This is a genomic window from Paraglaciecola mesophila (assembly GCF_009906955.1).
Classification (GTDB): domain Bacteria; phylum Pseudomonadota; class Gammaproteobacteria; order Enterobacterales; family Alteromonadaceae; genus Paraglaciecola; species Paraglaciecola mesophila_A.
Map to the genome: position 1 here is coordinate 244,172 of NZ_CP047656.1, position 20,551 is coordinate 264,722.

Below are 20,551 nucleotides of genomic sequence, written 5' to 3' on the forward strand. Positions count from 1 at the left end.
TCTTTATTTACGTTTTAACCCGCGAACTCCCATTAAAACAAACCCCAAAGTCAATAGGACAGCCAAGCTGTTGGGCTCAGATACTTCGGTTGCGCTGATGGTAACTGCTATCGGATCACTTTCTGATATAACCATTAATGGCCCCGAGAAGAATTCACCAGCAACCATATCACTTAACAAAAAGCTACTTTGACCCAACGCGGTAGCGGTTAAATTGAATCTCGCAATAACAAAGTCTCCCCCCATAAAAGCTGCAAAGTCTAGATAGGACAATGCAACACCAAATATCTGGGAAGAGACAACAAACCTAAACGGTGATGTATCGAATAGGTCTCCACCGAGTGAGCTTTCATCTAATTCAAATAAAGCCGTATCAAACTCAACATTAACACTTAATGAGTCGAAGCTGGAAAAACCGCTACCTATGATAGACAGTTCAATGGTGTCGCCCATACTTACATCATTACTATCAAGCTCAAGGCTAATAAGCCCTGCTTGTGCTTGAAGGCCAATAAACAGTGTGATTAAAGCGATTAGTTTTTTCATCTTATTTTTATTTCCTGTGGTGGTTATTCAATAGCTTCTACTGCACACCGTGCACGTGTACATAGCGCCATCATCGCCCTAGCGTCTAAGATGTTTACGACGCCATCATTGTTGATATCAAAAAGCAAATCTATGTCTTGGCGCGTTTGTATTGCGCTCAGAAGAGCGTCTACATCGGCGCTATCCACATCGGTATCATTGTCCCAATCACCTTTTAAGGCTGAAGAGGCTATGATGTTCACAGGCGCAATGCCTTGAATGTTATACGTAGTGCCATCGGTAGATATGAATTGAGCAAACAAGAAATAGAAATGTCCTTCTGGTAGTGCTTCGGAAGGAAGAATATTATTCAGCGGCAAGGAAGCTTCTGCTGTACCGCTTTGCTTACCTATAGCATTAGGGTCGGAAACAATAATATCGTGGAATGATCGTGACCAAGTTTGATCCATTTCTCTCAAGAAAAACTTAACTCCCCCCAATTGACTGGAAACGGTTTGCCCTGCACCAGCCTCAAAGTAAGCTGAAACATCAAGAGTGCTGTCGTTGTTATAAAGGGTAGAGCGGTATTTATCTTCATCATCTAGAGAAAGACCTGGTTCTATTTCATTTTCGCTTTGTCCTATCGAAATCGGGTACGCAGAGACGTTTTTGGTTTCTCCAGAAGATGATCGTACTCGCACAAACAAAAAGTAAAATTCACCGTTATTTAAGTCTTCGCTAGGGGTGAGCCCAGCAAGTGGAATTTCAACGGTGGAAACGCCTTTTTGTAAGCCAATGGCGCTACTATCAGTGACTCCGACATCACTCATCACTGTCCAATTACTTGCCATATGTCTCAATAGATAATTTACCCCGCCAAGTCCAGCAGAAACTTCAAAGCCAGTGCCTGCGTCATACTCTGTGGTAATTTGCATGCTGTTGCCAGACAAGTATTCAGTGGACGTGTATTTTTGCGCATCATCAAATCTAATTGACGGTTGGGTAGGTTCTTCAACGGTTAATACTGAAGAAGCACTAAAGCTCCCGTCAGATGATATTGCTGTAATTGTTACTTCACCAGCACTCAATCCTGTTACTAAGCCATTAGCATCAACAGTGGCTACCGATTCATTATTAGACGTCAATGCAAAACGCTGGTCTGTGGCAAAAAAAGGTGTTACCGATGCAGATACTTTTAGCGTGCTTCCAACAGCGAGCGTTGCCGTTTCAGGGCTGATGTACATATCGGTAACAGAGCCACCATTGGGTCTAATATCTTGATCGAAGCTGAACACTTTTAGATTGACACTCGCAACGTGACCGCCTGCATCAGGAAACTTAATATCAATTCGGTTCGTACTTGTTAATAAGGAATAAGGAACGGGAATTTCCAGCAAACCAAAAAAACGATCTCTTGCGGTTTGTTCATCACCGCTAATACGCGCTTTGGATGTCAGAACTTGCCCGTTAAATTTAACTTCTGGAGACAATGATTGACCATGATCTCTGCCCACAGCGATACGTAGCATAGCTTCGCCAATTGGAGAGATTTGAACGCCTTTAATTTCAAACTGGTTTATTTGATTCTCGGTAATCTCTTTTAAGTATTCAGTGGCAAAATATTTGTTCTCTGTCGATAAGCCATCAATGTGTATGTCTGCATCAAAGCTATATTCCACGACTATCGTAGCCTCTGGCGCTAGTTCAAAGCGCTTTAAATCCAAAGGTGCGTCAATCACATCTAACTGAGGGGCGTTACCTACTAAATGTAAGTGTTTTACTCTTACCTTTTTAATGATTGCGTCTGATGCCCCGAATTGATGAAGTAAAACCGTTTCGTTGGCTTCAGTGAGGTTGCTGAAAATAACGTATAGCTTTTCATTGTTTACATAACTGTCGATTAAAATATCTTCGTTGGTGGTAAACGAGTCGACTCGCGTACCCTTAACGTCTGACCAGAGTTCGTAAAATTTCACCATTTCAGTGAATACCCAGTGCTCACCTTGTTCGCCTTCCCCCTCTTTAGCTTGACGCAGCAAACGCCAGTTATAAGGAATCCCGTTTCTTGTGCCCCATAATGCCTTGGTGGTTACAAACGGTATTGCTTTACTGATAGTGTTTGGTCGATCCATGAATTGCATCATCATTGGACTAGCGGTTTTTAGAAACCACCAGTCTCGCAGAGGTGTCCATGGTGCGTTTTCCATGGGGCGGTTACGGCCACCGTATTCTGATATTACGTGTTCCTTGGTGTCGCCTAGCGTAAGTAGAGAGTAATGATCCATCATGTCTAAAGTGGCTTCTATACGGCTACCCTTAAAACGATTGTCATCTTCTAGGTCATAAAAATGGGTAGAGAAAAAATCCATACTTTCACCTGCTGTATCGATGAAAAGCTTCATTCTTTCGTCCCACCGTGCGAAGTTACGTTCCTCATAAATAGGGAAAGCCACTGTGTAGCCACCAATCTTTATATCTTGGTTATGTCGGCGAAATGCATCTGCTACATCTTTGTGAAATTTAAAGATATCTATTGGTGGAATAGGTTCTTCTAAACCCATTTCATGGGGGGCATCGGTTAGCTGATACAGGGGTTCGTTTAATACCTCAAAGTAAGTGGGCCGAACTCTACCCTGAGTAGAGGGTTCGCCGTCTGCTCGAAAAAACGCATTCATGTATTGCCCCATGAAGTCGCCAACCGCATCGGCCCCATTGGCTTGCCAACTTTGTCCACCGCAGCAAGGGTTTACCGTGGCAAACCAGTGAGGGCGAGGTTGCCCACCTACCATGACCTCACCGCGAGTATCATACTGGTGAACGCTGGCATCATTGATACCATAGGTGGTTTCCCGAGCGTATCTGCCATTGTTGATTAAATGTGCGGGGTCAACATAACCCGGGTTGTTGGCATCTTCGACCGATTGATTGAAGTTCCATGCTGCAGTGCCGTTCTCTCTGCCAAAGTATACATCTAGATCTTCCATTAGGTATTTGAGCTTGTCTTCTTCACCATCCCAGTCACTCTCTGAAACGGTAGAGTGCAAAGTAATATATTTGTCTCGGTCGAATGTGTCTTTACCGCCAACTGAATGCTTGATATTCACATTAACCACAGCTTCAGTTTTTGCCAATAAGCCCGAAGACGTTAAAGCCAGTCCTGCCCCAAGCAGAAAGCTAGAAATTTTTCGATACATTTGGGTTAATCCTTTAGTAGATTATTGTTACGGGTTTGTTTTTCTACCGCAAAAAGGTTACTAAAAGATTATATTTTAAACAATAAATTGTTAACAATTTATTAAAATTTGTTTTTATTGGCCGTTTTAGGGGTTATTGAGAGAGCTTTTGAGTCAAACAGAGTTTCTCCTCTCTAAGGATTTTTCGACCTGACGTTTATGCTATACGCAGAAAGTGAAGCGGGCTTTTCGAAGAGATGACAACATTCCTAACTAGGTTACCAGTTTTAGCAGTAATGAAATTTATGTTATAAATTAATTGATAATTGTTAACAATTTGCTGTATTGTGATGGCATTGAATAAATATTGTAGCTCACGCTTTAGCTAGCTTATAAAAGTAGCTGTGTATGTCTGACACCCATTGTAAGCAATGGGGCGACTAATACATTGGGTGGAGCTATTAGTTGATGTGTTTAAATAATTTAATTTTTAACAGGCCATTTGTAATGAAGCGTATACGTCTTTCAACTCTATTTTTATTAACACTAGTGTTTGGTTTGATATCTTGTGCTCAGGAGTCTCAGACAGAAGTTTCGCAATTAAAATCAAGCGCGAAAACGGATGATAATCGCAACGCATTACTAAAGGCCGCTACAGACGAAGACCTTCAGCCGAATATTCTGTGGATTATTACGGATGATCACCGCCCCGATTCTATATCAGCTTATAATCAAGCCGTACACGGGCAGAGTAATAGTCCCCTAGGGTATATTGAATCGCCAAATGCTGATCAGCTAGCGCAAGAAGGCGTGTTGTTTACCCATGCATTTACCAACTCGCCTGTGTGTGGGCCGTCTCGCGCCGCTTTGCATTCGGGTAGATACCCATTTCGTACTGGGCGATTTGCCTTTGAACTCTCGCATCCAGGCCCGGACTTTTCTAAGCCGCTCCTGTCTGAATACTTAAACCGTGAGGGCTACTACACAGCCATGTTCGGCAAAGAAGATCACTACTTTATGCAGTGGGGCCCAGGACAATCGTTTAACAAGCTACCGCTCTTTGACTTTAGAGTGCACTTCAAACACGACCTTCAAAACCACGGTATCGGTGATATTTATACGCGAGCCTCATATGGTGACGAGCCTGGAAACTCTACCCCGATAGGTTACAGCGAACATGTTAACTATCCCGATGGAACGAGCAGAAGCTACTTAATTAAAAGTAAAGACGATAAGGTAAGTGAACAAGACCTTGCTCAGCGTAAGAGAACCGATGAAGAGTTTGACATTTTAAGAAGTTATACACGAAGCAACCCCGATTTAATTATTGGTGGCGTAAACCCCAATAGCGCTACTGAAACCATTGATGCTAAAGTCGTTAGAGAATTGCGCAATCATTTAGCAAACGCTTCAAAACCTTATCGTACGCTGGCGGGTAAAACGGTAGAAGGCGCAGATTTTAATAAGCCGTTATTTGTTAACTTGGGCTTTCATTTACCGCATACGCCTGTGTTGCCACCAAAATCCATTAGAGACCGCTTCAAATCTCATCAGTACAAGGTTCCAGACTTTGATTTATCCGAAGTAGATAAATTACCCCCGCAGCTACAAAAAATGTATCACGCCACCAAGATCGCCGGTATGACTGATGCTGAAGTGCAACAGGCGATTCAAGATTACTATGCATTTACCGCCCACGGTGATGAGCTTATTGGCGAAGCGGTAGAAGCGTTTAAAACCTACAGTGAGAAACAAAACCGCCCGTGGGTCATTGTTTATACTATTGGCGATCACGGTTGGCATTTAGGAGAGCAGGGGATTGAAGCAAAATTTGGTCCTTGGCAACAAAGTGTGGGTAATGCCGCCATTATTACAGCCTCTGATAAATCGTTGGTGCCTCGCGGTTTGGTGAACGATGACTTGGTTGAATTTGTTGACTTTGCACCGACAATACTGGATTTGGCTGGGGTAGATATTGAGCAAGACGAGTTCAATCATTTAGACGGTTATAGCTTACTAGATGTAGCAGCAGGAAAAGCGCCCGAGCGCGAATATATTTTGGGCGAAACTACAGTGGTGGTGGGGCACCGTGCTTACCTTCATTCTAAACGATTCCGTATTTCTATGCGCACACGTCCTCCCGGTGCTGCTCCCGGCGAGCGCATTCGCTGGGCGTTGGATGCCGACGCAGAAGAGGTTGATATGGCACTTTATGATTTAGCGGCAGACCCGTTAGAGCGAAACAATGTAGCCAATACAAAAGCCTATAGACCATTGGCGCTTTGGTTTAGAAATAAGCTAGGAAACATCGTATTAGGGGATGGCCGTGTTGAGGTCGATTGGACAAAAGAAAATAGCTACGTAAAAAGTAACTTTGCTGAAGGGGCTGACGATAAAAAATTAGACATTCCAGAAGCCCTTATCCCTTCTCTTTCGTCAAACGTGGTATTGAAGTAATGAACGTGTTTTATCCTAGTGGGAAGCGAGGCGCGTTATATTTAAGTTTGCTAGCGGCAGTTAACTTGCTTGGCGGATGTTCTTTTTCCAAGCCTAAAGATAGTGACGGTGAATCATCAGCGTTAGTAACGCCCGTTTCCTTAAACGGACAAGCGCAGCAAGAAAGAAAAGTGCTTCGCCAAGAAGAGGCACAAGTAAGCCTGCCATTGCGCAGACAGTCTCAGCCTCAACCGGACATACTTTGGATATTAACCGATGATCAGCGTGCAGACTCTATTGCTGCAGTTAACCGTGTCATTCGAGGAACGAGCGAAAGTGCGTTAGGTTATGTGGAATCACCGAATATCGATGCGTTAGCGAAACAAGGTGTGTTGTTTACTTATGCGTATAGTCAGTCGCCGGGATGTTCTCCTTCCCGCTACTCTATAGCGACAGGGCAATACCCTCACCGAAGCGGACGTTACGGTTTTGAGTATGCCCATCGTGGTAACGAACATGCAAAACCCACCCTTCCTGAACTATTGCGAGAAGCTGGCTATCAAACCATGCTTAGCGGTAAATCCGGTTTGCGGTTACGTGAATGGCAGCCTAAGCAAGGTGAACGTAACACCCCGTTAACCTACGATTTTGAGGTGGAACGTTATGCGCTAAGTAAAGCTGGTTTTACTGACTGGGGTAAAAACACAGACTACGACAAAGAAACTTGGCAGCCGCTTTCCACTACCGAGCACTTTTACTACCCTGATGGCAGCAAAAAGTCGTTTCTCATACGCAAAGACGGTAAGAATATTACCGCTCAAAACCCTGTTGATAACGAGCTCGACATTGTGCGATCGTACACGCGTAGCCTAAAGTCATTGATTCTAGCCGGCGAAAGCCCTAAGCCAGCTGGGGAAACATTAGATGGGTTTATATTAAAAGCCTTTACCAAGTATTTACGTCATCCAAATACGTCATACACCTCGGTACTCGGCGATAAGATTGATGGGCCTAATCCCAGAAAACCTGTGATGCTTAGCTTAAGCTTCAACTTTCCGCATTCTCCCGTGCTTCCGCCCAAATCATTCCGTGATCGCTTTAAATCAAAGCCGTATCGTATTCCTGACTTTTCCACTTCAGATTTAGACAGTCTTCCGCCCCAATTGGTGAAGTTATACAAGGAGATGACGACAAACGATATGACAGAGGAAGAAAAGCTTAAAACCATTCGCGACTATTATGCCTTTACCGCTTATGGGGATGCCTTAATCGGCGAGGCAGTGGAACAATTTAAGGCGTATAACAAAACCACAGGGCGGCCCTATTTAATTGTTATGACGGTAGGGGATCACGGTTGGCACTTGGGCGAGCAGGGTATTTCTGCAAAGTTCGCTCCTTGGAATAAATCTAATCATGGCGCCATGATTGTAGTGGACTCATCGGGTCAGTACTTTCCAAAAGGCTCGGTTTATAACGACTTTATAGAATATGTGGATATAGCACCCACAATACTAGCGGCCGCAGGTTTAGATGTTGAAGACAATGAAGACCTATCCCACCTAGATGGCTTGGATTTAGCCACAGTCATCCGTCAACCTAAGCTAAAGCGAGACTATGTGATAGGAGAGTTAAATCAGATAATAGGCGATCGCGCCTATTTAAGAACCAAGCGATATGGTTTCTCAATGAAAATAAGACCAAAGCTCGGTAAACCGGGGGAAACCCACGCTCCCGGTGAAAATATAAAATGGGCAATTAATGCGCCTGCTCCAGAGGTTGAAATGGCGCTCTACGATTTAGCCTGTGACCCTAATGAGCGACTCAATGTTGCATATGACACACGCTACACCGCCATTGCAGATGCGCTGCGTAAAAAGGCACAAAATATCTTTTTAGGCGATGGTCGTTTGGAAATAGATTGGAATAAACAAAACGCGTCGTTTGAATCAAATTTTGCACGTGAAGCTCATAACTATCGACTGCCTAAAGCGCTGAGTGAAGAGGTATCATGCCCGATCACGCTTTGAGTCTGTACTACCATTCCACGTTAAGATGTTAAAGGGCAATTATTAATGTGGATTAATGGTATAAGACGGGTGAGTAAAGCGTTGTTTATTCACGCTAGCAGGTATATTGTTGATTTATTGCTCACCTCAATGGTTCGCTTCGAATAGGCAGCCCGTTGCGGATTTTCTGTTTTCCACATTGTTATGGAGTTTTGCTTGCCTGTTAATTAACCCTGTCATTTTTCTTCACATTTCTAAGAGAGGTCACTATGCCCAGACCTAATCAACAAGTTAAACAACGTCTAAGAGAGCTCGAATCACACTTAAAGAACGAGAATCAACTGCTAGTCGACGTTGTTAAAAGCTTTCGTAGCCTAGATCGTGTGGCCTACCGCCTCGGTTTGCTAACAACCGATCAGTCCTTCGCATTTCACGTACCCTGGTGGCCAATGATATCTGTACTTGGCACTTTTTCTGCTGGTAAGTCGAGTTTCATTAATCGCTACATAGGTGAAAACATACAAGAGAGTGGGACACAGGCGGTAGACGACAAATTTACCGTTATGTGCTATTCAAAAGACAGTGAGCGGCGCAGTTTACCGGGTATTGCGCTGGACGCAGATCCGCGCTTCCCTTTTTATAAAATGCGCGAAGAGCTAGACAAAGTGTCTCCAAGCGAGGGGGCACGTATCGACAGTTACCTGCAGCTAAAAACGTGCCCGAGCGAAAAATTAAAAGGCCAGATACTGATCGATTCACCGGGTTTTGATGCTGATGCTCAGCGTACGGCAACCTTACGTATTACTGACCATATTATGAACATGTCAGACTTAGTGCTGATACTATTTGACGCGCGCCGCCCAGAGCCGGGCGCCATGCGTGATACCTTACAACATTTGGTCGGTGAAACGGTAACGCGCAGTGACGCGAATAAATTTCTGTATATCCTTAATCAAATTGATACCACGGCCAAGGAAGATAATTTAGAAGAAGTTGTAGGCGCATGGCAACGCGCTATTGCTGAAAAAGGGCTCACTGCCGGTAAATTCTATACAATTTTCAATCCTGAGCAGGCTAGGCCGATTGAGGATGATAAAATTCGTCAACGCTTAGAAGCGAAAAGTAATACAGACATGGCTGAGCTTGATGCTCGTGTCGCTCAGGTAAAAGTGGAACGGTTTTATCGCATTATCGCGAATTTAGAACGCACGGCTCATGAGATAGAAGACGAGTTAGTGCCGCGTCTTATTGAATTGAAGAAAAAATGGCGGAAAGGCATTGCTTGGCGATGCGCTTTATTTTTACTGCCAATGGTGGCCGGATTGGTTGCGGCAAGCGGCTACGGCCATGTGCAACAAGCGCCATGGTGGCGCTGGATCATTAGTTCATGGCAGTCCGGCTTATTGGTCGCTGGACCAATATGTGTGATTTTAGTATGGCTTTATGCGCTCATTAAAAAACGCGCAGCCACTAAAATACGTCAATCTACTCCCGTCGGTACCAGTGATTTAGGGGCAGAGCGACGAGAAGGTATGCTCAATGCTTTTACGCGCAATAGTGGTTTTTGGAACAGTGTATTTCGAACTAAGCCTGTAGGGTGGGGATGGCGCTCTAAAAAAGCATTGGAGGCGGTATTGAACAATGCTGATCGCTATGTGCAAGAATTGAACAACACCTATACTGACCCTTCTGGTAAACACGTTAAGGTGACCGACAGGCAAAAAGAACCTGATAACGCGCAAATGCTTTCTTTAGAAATAGAGCAATCGAGTCTGAGCGAACAAAAAAACAATACGGGGCTTTGACCTTTGGAAGGAGCACTTGGTGTAATCTGCATATTTGCAATCTAAATGCCAGTCTTGCAACCTAGATGCGCAGTCTGCGTTGGCAAATTAAAAGGCGATGTGTAATCGAAAAAAGGTAAACCTAAGATAGGTTTACCTTTTACAGGGTAGGGCACATAACTGAACCGAAGTGCTTTTAAGGCTTTATTGTTCTTTTAGGTGTTTTGTATACACGTTTTATACTTTTCAAAAGTCACCATTTATGTAAATTATCGGTCAGTATTCGGTTTTTAGGGGTAACGTATGCCGATAATGATTACCCCTCGTTGATATACACGGTTTTCTTTTCAAGATACTGTTCGAGACCGAATTTGCCGTCTTCACCACCAAAGCCACTTTGCTTCCAACCGTTATGGAACCCTTGGTGTTGCTCGCCCATACCTCGATTGATGTAGACTTCACCGACTTCTAAATCACTGATCGCTTGATTGATATTGGCGAAGCTCTGGGTATGAACGTATGCGCTGAGTCCGTAAATACTGTCGTTACAGTACTCAATTGCTTGCTGCATGCTACTGACTTTCACGATAGGTAGAACAGGACCAAATGTTTCTTCATGCACAACGATGTTGTCTTGCTTTACATCAACCAAAACGGTGGGCTCGTACCAACAGCCGCCCTCAAAACCTTCGACTGTTGCTGCCTTGCCACCTGTCGCGACAGTCGCACCTTGGTTAATCGCTTCTTGTACTATGTGACTGATATTGTCGATTTCTCGTCGATTGCATTTTGGGCCCATCTGCGTGTCCGCAGCCATAGGGTCGCCTACTTTCAAACCTTGCACCAAGGGTAAGAACTTAGCCATGAACTGATCATAAATATCTTCATGTAAATAAAGACGCTCTACACAAGTACATACTTGACCACAGTTGGCGAAGCGGCCCCAAAGAGCGTCTTCTGCTGCTTTGTCGAGATCTGCATCGTCCATAACAACCATAGGTGCTTTACCACCTAATTCGAGCATAACCGGAGTCATATACTCGGCACTGGTTTTATAAATCTGTTTACCGGCAACGGTAGAGCCTGTCATGGTAATCATCTTAGTTATTGGGCTTTCACAGAGTGCTTGGCCAACTTCTGAACCTGTGCCGTTTATCACATTAAACACCCCATCTGGAATGCCAGCCTCTTTGGCTATACGGCCAAGCTCTGTGGTGGCAAGCGGCGTTTCTTGTGTCGGCTTTAATACCATGGTGTTACCGGTAATAAGGGCAGGTCCAATCTTACGCCCTGCTAGGGCGAGCGGGAAGTTCCACGCGGTGATCCCCACCACTACACCTCTAGGTACCTTGTGAATGTATATTTTTTCGTCTTGGTTATCAGAAGGGAGTATGTCACCCTCAATCGTCAGTGCGTTGTCGCAAGCGTAGTCAATAAAGGTGGCAGTAACATCCACTTCCATTTCGGCGACTGACAACAGTTTACCTTGTTCACAGACGAGCATTGGGGCGAGGATGTGCTTGTTTTCACGGATCTTATTTGCAAATGCACGCAGAATATTTTGTCGTGTCCGAGCGGTTAACTTAGCCCATGATTTTTGTGCTGCCTGGGCAACCTCAAGTGCCTGCTGCGCGTCAGCTTTACACCCTTTTGGTATTTCACCAATGACTTTGCCTGTTGCAGGGCTAAGTATTTCTATCTTGCCATCAACTTTAGATGAAATATATTCACCGCCAATGAAATTTACGTTGTTTTTAAAAGCTAGTTCTTGAACCGTCATTGAGATTATCTCCCCATCCAGCCGCCGTCGACCAATAAAATAGCGCCATTGACATAACTGGCTGCTTCAGATGCTAAAAATACCGCTGGGCCCTTGAAGTCATCAGGGTTACCCCATCTACCTTGTGGAATACGGCCTAAAATCGCCGCAGATCGCTCTGCGTCATTGCGCAGGGCTTCTGTGTTGTCTGTGTCTATGTATCCAGGTGCAATCGCGTTGACGTTAACCCCTTTACCTGCCCACTCATTGGATAATGCCATGACTAGCTGGCCGATAGCACCTTTGCTGGCTGCGTAGCCTGGTACGGTTATTCCACCTTGGAATGTCAAAAGAGAGGCGGTAAAAATAATTTTACCCGCGCCGTTGGCGACCATGTCTTTGCCGATTTCGCGGCTAAGAACAAACTGAGAGTTTAAGTTAACATCTATGACTTTGTCCCATAAATCATCACCGTGTTCAGCGGCAGGGGCACGCAAGATGGTGCCTGCGTTATTGACTAAAATATCGATTTTTGGGAAATCACTTTTTACTTCTTTGATAAATGCGTAAAGCGCTTCACGGTCAGAGAAGTCACATTGATAGCCCTTGAACTGACGACCTAATGCTGTAACTTCGTTTTCCACCTCTGAGCCTTGTCGTTCGAGGCTGGCGGATACGCCAATAATGTCAGCACCTGCTTCTGCTAAACCGAGTGCGATGCCTTTGCCTATGCCGCGTTTACAGCCGGTTACAAGGGCAACTTTGCCTTCTAAACTGAATTTTTCTAACATGCTTATGTTCCTATCTAACCCTATTTTTACTGTTCGGCGTTACATTCAACAAGGGCTTTCATGCCTTGCGGGTTCCCGTCCATGTTGGCAAATGCACTGCCAATATCTGATAGCGGGCTGATTGAGCTAATAAAAGGCTTTAAATTGATTTGACCGCTGGCAATCAACTCAATCGCCCAGTCAAAATCTTTGGCTTCGTAAACTCTGGCGCCTAATAATTCCAGTTCTTTCCAGAAGAACTGAAATAAATCAATTGGCGGCTGCGTTGAATGAATCGCCACCATGACTATTCGGCCACGACGCCCTGCAATTTGAGTCATCGATTGAATGGCAGGCAAGACGCCGGAGACTTCAAATACGACGTCAGCACCTTTAGTACCTGTCCATTCATCTACATACGCAGCCAGATCGGTATCCATTGGGTTAACGGACTTCACTCCAAGCTCGTCAGCAAATGCACGACGACTGTCATTTGGCTCTGACACCAGCACCTCTGCACCAACAGATTTTGCCACGGCAGCGACGAGTTGCCCAATTGGGCCACCACCCAAAATAACAGCTTTCTCACCTGCTTTTAAGCGAGAACGACTGACATCATGACAAGCTACAGATAAAGGCTCAACTAACGCCCCTTGCTTTAAGTCAACACCGTCGGGTAGTTTATGTAATGTACGGGCTTTTACCGTCCAGCTGGATTGGAATGCGCCAGGGGTGTCGATGCCCATGAATTTAAGATTTTGACAAATATGGGTTAACCCAGCATCACAAGTGGGGCACTCGCCGCACCAATCCAGAGGACGAACAACCACTTTCTCCCCAATGGCAAAGCCTTCTACGCCTTCACCAATTTGCGCGACTACACCGGAAATTTCGTGCCCGATAGTTTGCGGAATAGACACGCGCTGGTCCATTACACCATGATAAATGTGCATGTCTGTGCCGCAAATGCCAACGTAACCTACATCTAGGCGTACTTCACCTGCTTGAGGGGCAATAGCGTGCCCTTCGACCACATTAAATGATTTATTGCCAATATATTGAGCTGCGAACATACGCGCCTCCTAAGAATGTTTAACTAAATACGGCAGAAGCTGCTCTGTTTTGAATTCCACGCCAACACCTGGTGTATCTGGTGCGACAGCCTGACCGTTTTCAAGTTTTAGTGGGTGAGTGGTGTACCTATCAATCGGAAATGAATGCACTTCTAAGTACCCCGCGTTTGGTTGCGATGCCATCAGGGACACATGCAACTCGTGCATACCGTGACTACACACAGGTAGATTGTGCGCATAGCCCATAGTGGCCACTGCCAACCAACCGGTTATGCCGCCAATGTTTGATGCATCAGGTTGTAAGAAACCAAGTTTGGCTTGTGCGATGGCTTGATTAAATTCATAAAGCGTGTGTAGATTTTCTCCCATGGCTAAGGGGATATTGATCTTTTGTGCGATGTGCGCAAACCCTAAATAATCATCTGGAATAGTGGGTTCTTCAAACCAAGTGATATCGTACTGTTCAATAGCATTCGCGAATTTTATTGCTTGATTGACGGTGAGTGAGTAGTTTGCATCGACCATGAAAATCGTGTCAGGACCAATTAGCTTGCGCACAGCGGCAACCCTTGCAACATCCTCTCTGTAATCTGCCTTGCCGACTTTTATTTTGACCGCTTTAAAGCCGTGATCGAGATAACCTTTAATATTCGACAGTAGCTTTTCTGTCGAGAAGTTAAGATCGATTCCACCGGCATAACAGTTCACTTTATTGCTGCAGCCGCCAGCGACTCGCCATAGAGGCTGCTTTAAGGTTTTACAATGGATGTCCCATAGGGCGATATCAACCGCAGAAATCGCGAAGCTGACTAATCCCCCTCGACCTATGTAGTGCAGATGATATTGCATTTCTTCCCATAGGTGGTTGATACAACTTGCATCTTTTCCTTCAAGGAAAGGTTTTAATTCATCATTGAGAAGTGAATAGATTGCCCGGCCACCTTTACCACCTGTGTAGGTATAGCCGACGCCTTGCATGCCATTGGCGCAGGTAATCGTGCACAATATCAACTCAAAATGGGTGTGATCACCATGCTTTGCATCATTTAGTACTTCGTCTAAGGGAACATTGAATAACTCAACGTTGACGGACGTGATCTGCGAATTGTTCATAGCAGGTGTGTCTAGTTTGGTAATGACACTCATGTAGATCCTGACTGTGTAAATTGACCGTGAATTAATTGTACATTGTTAACAATTAATTGCAAACCTAATTGTTCATGCTATACATTTGACCATTGTTAACTAAAAATGTTTATCACAAGCAGGTTTTTTCGTTTACTATATAAGACATTATAAAACAGCGCTTTTTGGGAAGCTTACCTTATGAAATCTAATAAAATTCTTTCCGTCAGAGAACAAATCGCTGATGTTCTTCGTTCAGACATTATATCTGGCGAACTTGAACCCAACACTAAGCTTAACGAACAGCAACTGGCTGAGCGCTTTGGTACGTCCAGAGGTCCGATCAGAGATGTGTTAATTAAGCTAACCAAAGAAGGGTTGTTGGTCAGTAAAGATAATGTGGGTTCGTCAGTAAGCAGTCCACTTACCCCTGAATTGCAAAAACTCAGTATTGATATTCGCCGCAAGATTGAAGAGCACGCAGTTAAGCAACTAGAAAACAATATATCTGAAGCGGACCTTGCCCGAATGGACGCAATCATTGATAAAATGCAAGAGCACTTTGACAAGGAAGAGTTCACTGAATTAACTAAAACGGATATTGAGTTTCATAAGTACTTTGTTGGCCTTGCCGGTGGCGAAGATCTAACTAACTTATGGTATCCGGTTGTGCTTAGAATGCGGATGAACTACCAACGAATTCGCAATTCGCAGACCTTAGTGGATGAGCATCGGCACATTGTGGACGCATTACGCCAGAATGATCTAAAGCTCGCCATTTCAAGTATTCGTAAAAATATAAAGTAATATCTCTCTGTTAATAGTGCCGCCTAGTGCGGCGCTTTTTCCTCATTGGTGTGACGCACATACAGTTCGTCGTTTGGGTTGTTGCTACTTACGCTTTTAGCCTAGGTATTGTGTCATATCGCTACATCTCGATTTAGACTGCGCTTATCATGTTGACGGACTGCGTTGCTCTGTGTTTTGTGCGAAATATACATGGCGGTAAAGTACGAGTAATTTATTTTACTGAACATAGACGCTTATATTACAGTACTAATCATACATCTCTTCTTGAAATCGAGGATTGATTTACGACTTTTCATTAGCTTAGCGTGAAAAATGTCTTTGTCCTTAATACTCATACGTATTCGAAATAATCTCTAATCTGTTGCTAAAATCTCGGATATTTTCGTTAATTATGGCGAGCAAATTGTAAAATCAATGTTGATTTAGATTGACTTTCGACTACATTTTTTATTACTGTTTGTAAATTGTTAACAATTGTTTTGGTAACAATTTAGTTTGGCCACGTGCTAGATGTGACTAAAACTGATTCATTCTGAACATGCAGTGATTTTTAAGGTGCACCAAATGAGTAATGCAAATTTTAAACTAAACGCCATTTGTATGGCGATGTTGCTAACGTCTAACGGCGTTTATGCCCAGCAGGGTGAAACGAGCGCAGAGGCAAGTGATCTAGAAGTGATTAATGTCACTGGTATTCGAAGCGCTTTGAGTAAATCTGCATCGATAAAGCAAGACTCATCCGGGGTGGTGGATGCCATTTCCGCAGAAGACATAGGTAAGTTGCCCGATACAAATTTAGCTGAATCGTTGCAGCGTATCAGTGGTGTTTCAATTGATCGGGCGAACAATGAAGGTAACAAGGTTACTGTGCGTGGTTTCGGCCCTGATTTTAATTTAGTGACCTTAAACGGTCGTCAGATGCCCAATTCCTCTGCTTTACAAGAAGCGGGTGTATCTCGCAGCTTCAATTTCCGTGAAATCGCCTCTGAAAGTGTTTCTGGGGTCTCGGTTTTCAAAACCGGTAAATCGCACGTAGCATCAGGCGGTATTGGTGCAACCATAGATATCAGCACAGCGAAACCGTTTGACTATGATGGCTTTAAGGCTTTTGCCAGTGTCAAAGGTGTGCATGACTCAAGTGTTGATACGGGTAGTAGCATTACGCCTGAAGTATCAGGCATGATTAGCCAAACCTTTGCTGATGGTAAGTTTGGTATTCTATTGTCTGCTTCTCACGCTGAGCGTGATAGCGGGCGTGACCGAGTAGGAACATCGAATGGTTGGGTGCGCAACCGAGCTGACCCAGATGGTGTCGATGCTAGCGCTATCAACACAAATAACAACCCAACAGGCGCCTACTGGGTGCCGTGGACACCAGAAATAGAGCGTTTTGATACAGAACGTGAGCGTCAAAATGCGCAGTTGGTTTTACAGTTTGCGCCGAATGATCGCATTGAAGCGACACTGGATTACACCATGTCACGCTTTGAAGAAACCAGCTTTACGAATAAACAAGCATTTTGGTTCGATAATCCCACTGGCACCACTGACGAAAATGGTACTTTGGTTAATATCTCCAATGTAAACGATGAGCTGAACTTCTGGGCGTGGGAGCTCTACGAGAAAAAAGAAAACGACTCAGTTGGTTTTAACCTTAAGTGGCAAGCAACGGATGCACTGCGCCTCGCGTTTGATATTCACGATTCAACGTCACATTCAAACCCAGACGGACAGACAGCTGAAACCCTCGCCAACCTTAAAAACCCACCTGGTTCCGTTGCCCTCATCGGTGCAGATTTCAGTGGTGAAATTCCCTCAATTACGGTTGATGATTCTGGACTAACCGGCGGGGCATATAACCCTGATAATATCGTATCTGATTTATACCAGTTGCGTGGGTATGAAATGGAAAACAACATTAAGCAATATCAGTTTAATGGTCAGTGGGATAATTTAGAAGATGGTGCATTGGTAGCGATTAACTTTGGTGCCATGTACACGGATTATCAAATTGATACGTATTTGTCAGAACGTTTCTCATTTGTTGATATTCCCCTTGATAATTTAGGGCTGACTTTTACCCCACTAGGTGACTTTGCAGATCAGTTTTCTGGGGCTAACGAGTTGTTCTCATTTATTCCGAATTATGAAGCCAGCCGCTTTGTAGATATCGTTGAAGACGAAGGGTTATTCTTAGCGCCTGATATTACGACCAATGGGGTGAACGAAGAAACGACCGCTTTGTATGTGTCGTTCGATTTCAGCACCGAATTTAATGAATTTCCAATCGACTTGAATGTCGGGGTACGCTACGAAGATACAGACGTAAGCGCATATTCAGTGCAGCCTGGTATTTTGGCTTTGAATTATCGTCATGCAGAGGAACTTAGACCGTTATTTGATGACACGGCCACAGCACAAGAGTTAAGCGGGGGATACAACCGCGTATTGCCAAATTTTGATTTCTCTATGGAGTTGACAGGAGAAATCAAAACACGCTTCTCTTATAGCAGGACTTTAGCCAGAGCGGGTATAAGTGCCATGTTCCCTTCGACCAATATTGATGCCCGTCCTGACGGACCGTTCAACGCGTCACAAGGCAATCCGAATCTGTTACCTATTACCTCTGATAACTTTGACTTTTCACTTGAGTGGTACCATACAGACGGCAGTTATGCGTCAGTTGGATACTTTAAAAAATTCGTTGAAAATTTCATTGGTGCAGGCGTAGAGCAACGTGAAATCAATGATGTAAATGGTAATCCGTTACGAGACCCAAGTGTGAATCCTCGTGCTGGTTGCCCTGACTCCTCTGATACGCCAAATCCCGCGTGTTTGAGCCAAGCGTCTGACCCTATCGTTATTTTTGATGTGTCTACCCCTGACAATTTGCAAAATCGAGAGGTAGATGGCTGGGAGCTTAACGCACAATACATGTTCTCTGATACGGGGTTTGGCGCGGTGGCGAACTACACCTTGGTTGACAGTGATGAGTCATTTGACCCATACGATTTTGATCAAACCATTGCCCTGACTGGCTTGAGTGACTCAGGGAACCTAGTGGGCTTTTATGAAAATGAAGCGTTGCAGGTAAGGGTTGCCTATAACTGGCGAGACGATTTTTTATTGGCGCTTGGTACTGAGCCAACCTTTACCGAAGCATACGGGCAGTGGGACTTGAGCATAAACTATGAAATTAATGACACCTTTACCGTGTACATTGATGGACTGAACCTAACGGATGAAACGGTACGTCGCCATGGCCGTTTTGCTGAGCAGTTAATTTCAGCAGAGCAGTATGGACCACGTTATAGCTTCGGTATCAGCGGAAAATGGTAGTAACCATTGGTTAAAGGCGTGAATATGATGTGTTTAGCCGTTATTTAAAGGTGAAAAATAAACTCAGCCGCCATGTTAGGCGGCTTTTTTTACTACGGATGATAGGTTTTGCACGTTGTTTTTTGCGCTATTATTGCCCGTAAGCAAAAAAGCGCATTATGGTGCTGGAGAGTAAAAATGGCTCAAGCGATAAAATCGATCGTGATTGTGGGCGGTGGTACCGCTGGCTGGATCACAGCAGGCACATTGGCTGCAAAACTGCAAAATGAACACGCCGATGGTTTTAACATTACCTTAGTGGAGTCACCTGACGTTAAGCCGATTGGCGTGGGCGAAGGGACATGGCCCACTATGCGTCGCACTTTAAAGGCAATGGGGATCCGCGAAACGGATTTTATCCGTGAATGTAACGTGTCGTTTAAGCAAGGAGCTAAATTTGCTCAGTGGGTAACAGGTGACAAAGATGACTTTTATTATCATCCTTTAGTGCTGCCACAAGACTTTGATAACACTAACCTTGCTCGCCACTGGATGGCCCATCCTTTTGAGCAATCATTTTCCCAAGCTGTTAGCCCGCAAGAAGCGGTATGCGAAACTGGGCTGGCCCCTAAAACCATCGCAACCGCGGAATTCACTTCGGTTATTAACTATGCTTATCACTTAGATGCCGGCCGTTTCTCGGCGTTCTTACAGCGCCATTGTATTGAGAAGCTCAACGTACACCACATTCTGGATAATGTGAGCAAAATTAACGCGGCTGAAAATGGTGATATTGCCAGTGTGTCAACCAAAGCCAGCGGAGATATTGCGGGTGATTTGTTCATTGACTGTACGGGGTTTAAGTCTTTGTTACTTGGTGAGCACTTCAAGGTAAAGTTTAAATCTTGTAAAGATGTCTTGTTTGTAGATCAAGCGCTGGCCATACATGTGCCGTACGATACGGATGACGCTCCAATTGCCTCGCATACGGTTTCTACTGGGCAAAGTGCCGGTTGGGTATGGGATATCGGTTTGCAAAATCGCCGTGGGGTAGGGCATGTCTATTCCAGTGCCCATACTTCACAACAAAAGGCGACAAAAGAGCTACTCAACTACATATCCCAAACAGGTGGTAAGGTAAACGAAGGAGATATTCGCAATATTGCCCTCAACCCAGGGCACAGAGAAACGTTTTGGCAGCAAAACTGTGTGGCGGTTGGTTTGTCTGCTGGGTTTCTTGAACCACTTGAGGCATCTTCGTTATTGTTGGTTGAGATCTCTGCGGCGATGATTGCTGACCAATTTCCTGCCACCCGCAATGCGATGGATGTCGTGGCCAAGCGTTTCAACCATACTTTTTTGTATCGCTGGGAGCGTATCATTGACTTTTTAAAGCTGCATTATATGTTGTCAAAACGCAGTGATTCTGCGTTTTGGATAGACAACCGAGATACTGCAACGATTCCTCAAAGCCTGCAGGAACAATTAACACTGTGGCAGTTTCAACCACCGTGGCACAATGATTTTGAACATGCGGTAGAGGTATTTCCTGCCGCGAGCTATCAATACGTGCTTTATGGGATGGGGTTTTATACCAAGCCCAGTGAATTGGGCATGTCACAAGCTTATCAACAAAAGGCCAGTGGTTTACGGCAAAAAAATAGTCAGCAAGTACAGCAGATGTTGAAAAACTTGCCGGATAATCGTGGTTTAATCAATAAAATTCATCAGTTTGGCCTACAGAAAGTGTAAGCTGTAGACCATTATTTATT

Annotated in this window: 12 protein-coding genes; 6 read left to right on the forward strand and 6 right to left on the reverse strand. The window is 44.5% G+C overall.

Annotation, left to right across the window (positions count from 1 at the left end; genetic code table 11):
- Nucleotides 1-3 precede the first annotated feature (3 nt).
- Together FX988_RS01020 and FX988_RS01025 are read right to left on the reverse strand one after the other, a co-directional pair.
- Nucleotides 4-546, reverse strand: a complete 543-nt coding sequence (locus tag FX988_RS01020; RefSeq protein WP_160177930.1) for a cohesin domain-containing protein — start codon at nucleotides 544-546, stop codon at nucleotides 4-6.
- A gap of 23 nt (nucleotides 547-569) precedes the next feature.
- Nucleotides 570-3,719: an Ig-like domain-containing protein gene (locus tag FX988_RS01025; RefSeq protein ID WP_160177931.1), complete on the reverse strand. Its 3,150-nt coding sequence runs from the start codon at nucleotides 3,717-3,719 to the stop codon at nucleotides 570-572.
- 486 nt (nucleotides 3,720-4,205) lie between these two features.
- Between FX988_RS01025 and FX988_RS01030 the strand changes: the two genes are divergently transcribed.
- The 3 genes from FX988_RS01030 to FX988_RS01040 all read left to right on the forward strand — a co-directional run bounded on the left by FX988_RS01030 (nucleotide 4,206) and on the right by FX988_RS01040 (nucleotide 9,945).
- Nucleotides 4,206-6,155 (forward strand): sulfatase-like hydrolase/transferase, encoded by a 1,950-nt coding sequence (locus FX988_RS01030; protein ID WP_160177932.1) that lies wholly within the window; start codon nucleotides 4,206-4,208, stop codon nucleotides 6,153-6,155.
- Entirely contained in the window at nucleotides 6,155-8,161 is a 2,007-nt protein-coding gene (locus FX988_RS01035; protein ID WP_160177933.1) for a sulfatase-like hydrolase/transferase, read from the forward strand. Before FX988_RS01030 ends, FX988_RS01035 begins: the two co-directional genes overlap by 1 nt.
- A gap of 248 nt (nucleotides 8,162-8,409) precedes the next feature.
- Nucleotides 8,410-9,945, forward strand: a complete 1,536-nt coding sequence (locus tag FX988_RS01040) for a dynamin family protein (protein WP_160177934.1) — start codon at nucleotides 8,410-8,412, stop codon at nucleotides 9,943-9,945.
- A 295-nt stretch (nucleotides 9,946-10,240) separates the two neighbouring features.
- On the opposite strand, the gene aldA is transcribed toward FX988_RS01040, so the two are convergent.
- Genes aldA through FX988_RS01060 form a run of 4 tightly spaced genes read right to left on the reverse strand, consistent with a single transcriptional unit; the run spans nucleotide 10,241 to nucleotide 14,672 of the window.
- Nucleotides 10,241-11,704: an aldehyde dehydrogenase gene (gene aldA / locus FX988_RS01045; RefSeq protein WP_160177935.1), complete on the reverse strand. Its 1,464-nt coding sequence runs from the start codon at nucleotides 11,702-11,704 to the stop codon at nucleotides 10,241-10,243.
- Between the two features lie 5 nt (nucleotides 11,705-11,709).
- Nucleotides 11,710-12,474 (reverse strand): 2,5-didehydro-3-deoxy-L-galactonate 5-reductase, encoded by a 765-nt coding sequence (locus FX988_RS01050; protein ID WP_160177936.1) that lies wholly within the window; start codon nucleotides 12,472-12,474, stop codon nucleotides 11,710-11,712.
- 26 nt (nucleotides 12,475-12,500) lie between these two features.
- A complete protein-coding gene (locus FX988_RS01055) occupies nucleotides 12,501-13,526 on the reverse strand; it encodes a zinc-dependent alcohol dehydrogenase (protein WP_160177937.1) in 1,026 nt (341 codons plus the stop codon).
- Nucleotides 13,527-13,535: 9 nt separating this feature from the next.
- Nucleotides 13,536-14,672, reverse strand: coding sequence for a mandelate racemase/muconate lactonizing enzyme family protein (locus tag FX988_RS01060; protein WP_160177938.1), 1,137 nt, complete (start codon nucleotides 14,670-14,672; stop codon nucleotides 13,536-13,538).
- A 180-nt stretch (nucleotides 14,673-14,852) separates the two neighbouring features.
- Here FX988_RS01060 and FX988_RS01065 point away from each other — a divergent pair, with 180 nt between their 5' ends.
- The 3 genes from FX988_RS01065 to FX988_RS01075 all read left to right on the forward strand — a co-directional run bounded on the left by FX988_RS01065 (nucleotide 14,853) and on the right by FX988_RS01075 (nucleotide 20,531).
- Nucleotides 14,853-15,458: a GntR family transcriptional regulator gene (locus FX988_RS01065; protein ID WP_160177939.1), complete on the forward strand. Its 606-nt coding sequence runs from the start codon at nucleotides 14,853-14,855 to the stop codon at nucleotides 15,456-15,458.
- 567 nt (nucleotides 15,459-16,025) lie between these two features.
- Nucleotides 16,026-18,800 carry a TonB-dependent receptor gene (locus FX988_RS01070; RefSeq protein ID WP_160177940.1) on the forward strand — a complete coding sequence of 925 codons (2,775 nt, stop codon included), beginning with the start codon at nucleotides 16,026-16,028 and terminating at the stop codon, nucleotides 18,798-18,800.
- Between the two features lie 177 nt (nucleotides 18,801-18,977).
- On the forward strand, nucleotides 18,978-20,531 hold the full coding sequence (locus FX988_RS01075; RefSeq protein WP_160177941.1) for a tryptophan halogenase family protein: 1,554 nt from the start codon (nucleotides 18,978-18,980) through the stop codon (nucleotides 20,529-20,531).
- Nucleotides 20,532-20,551 lie beyond the last annotated feature (20 nt).

Bases quoted from the DNA above. Each gene is read 5' to 3' on its own strand.
- FX988_RS01020 (WP_160177930.1), bottom strand. From the start codon at position 546: ATGAAAAAACTAATCGCTTTAATCACACTGTTTATTGGCCTTCAAGCA.
- FX988_RS01030 (WP_160177932.1), top strand. From the start codon at position 4,206: ATGAAGCGTATACGTCTTTCAACTCTATTTTTATTAACACTAGTGTTT.
- FX988_RS01070 (WP_160177940.1), top strand. From the start codon at position 16,026: ATGAGTAATGCAAATTTTAAACTAAACGCCATTTGTATGGCGATGTTG.
- FX988_RS01050 (WP_160177936.1), bottom strand. From the start codon at position 12,474: ATGTTAGAAAAATTCAGTTTAGAAGGCAAAGTTGCCCTTGTAACCGGC.
- FX988_RS01060 (WP_160177938.1), bottom strand. From the start codon at position 14,672: ATGAGTGTCATTACCAAACTAGACACACCTGCTATGAACAATTCGCAG.
- FX988_RS01075 (WP_160177941.1), top strand. From the start codon at position 18,978: ATGGCTCAAGCGATAAAATCGATCGTGATTGTGGGCGGTGGTACCGCT.
- FX988_RS01035 (WP_160177933.1), top strand. From the start codon at position 6,155: ATGAACGTGTTTTATCCTAGTGGGAAGCGAGGCGCGTTATATTTAAGT.
- FX988_RS01055 (WP_160177937.1), bottom strand. From the start codon at position 13,526: ATGTTCGCAGCTCAATATATTGGCAATAAATCATTTAATGTGGTCGAA.
- FX988_RS01065 (WP_160177939.1), top strand. From the start codon at position 14,853: ATGAAATCTAATAAAATTCTTTCCGTCAGAGAACAAATCGCTGATGTT.
- FX988_RS01040 (WP_160177934.1), top strand. From the start codon at position 8,410: ATGCCCAGACCTAATCAACAAGTTAAACAACGTCTAAGAGAGCTCGAA.
- aldA (WP_160177935.1), bottom strand. From the start codon at position 11,704: ATGACGGTTCAAGAACTAGCTTTTAAAAACAACGTAAATTTCATTGGC.
- FX988_RS01025 (WP_160177931.1), bottom strand. From the start codon at position 3,719: ATGTATCGAAAAATTTCTAGCTTTCTGCTTGGGGCAGGACTGGCTTTA.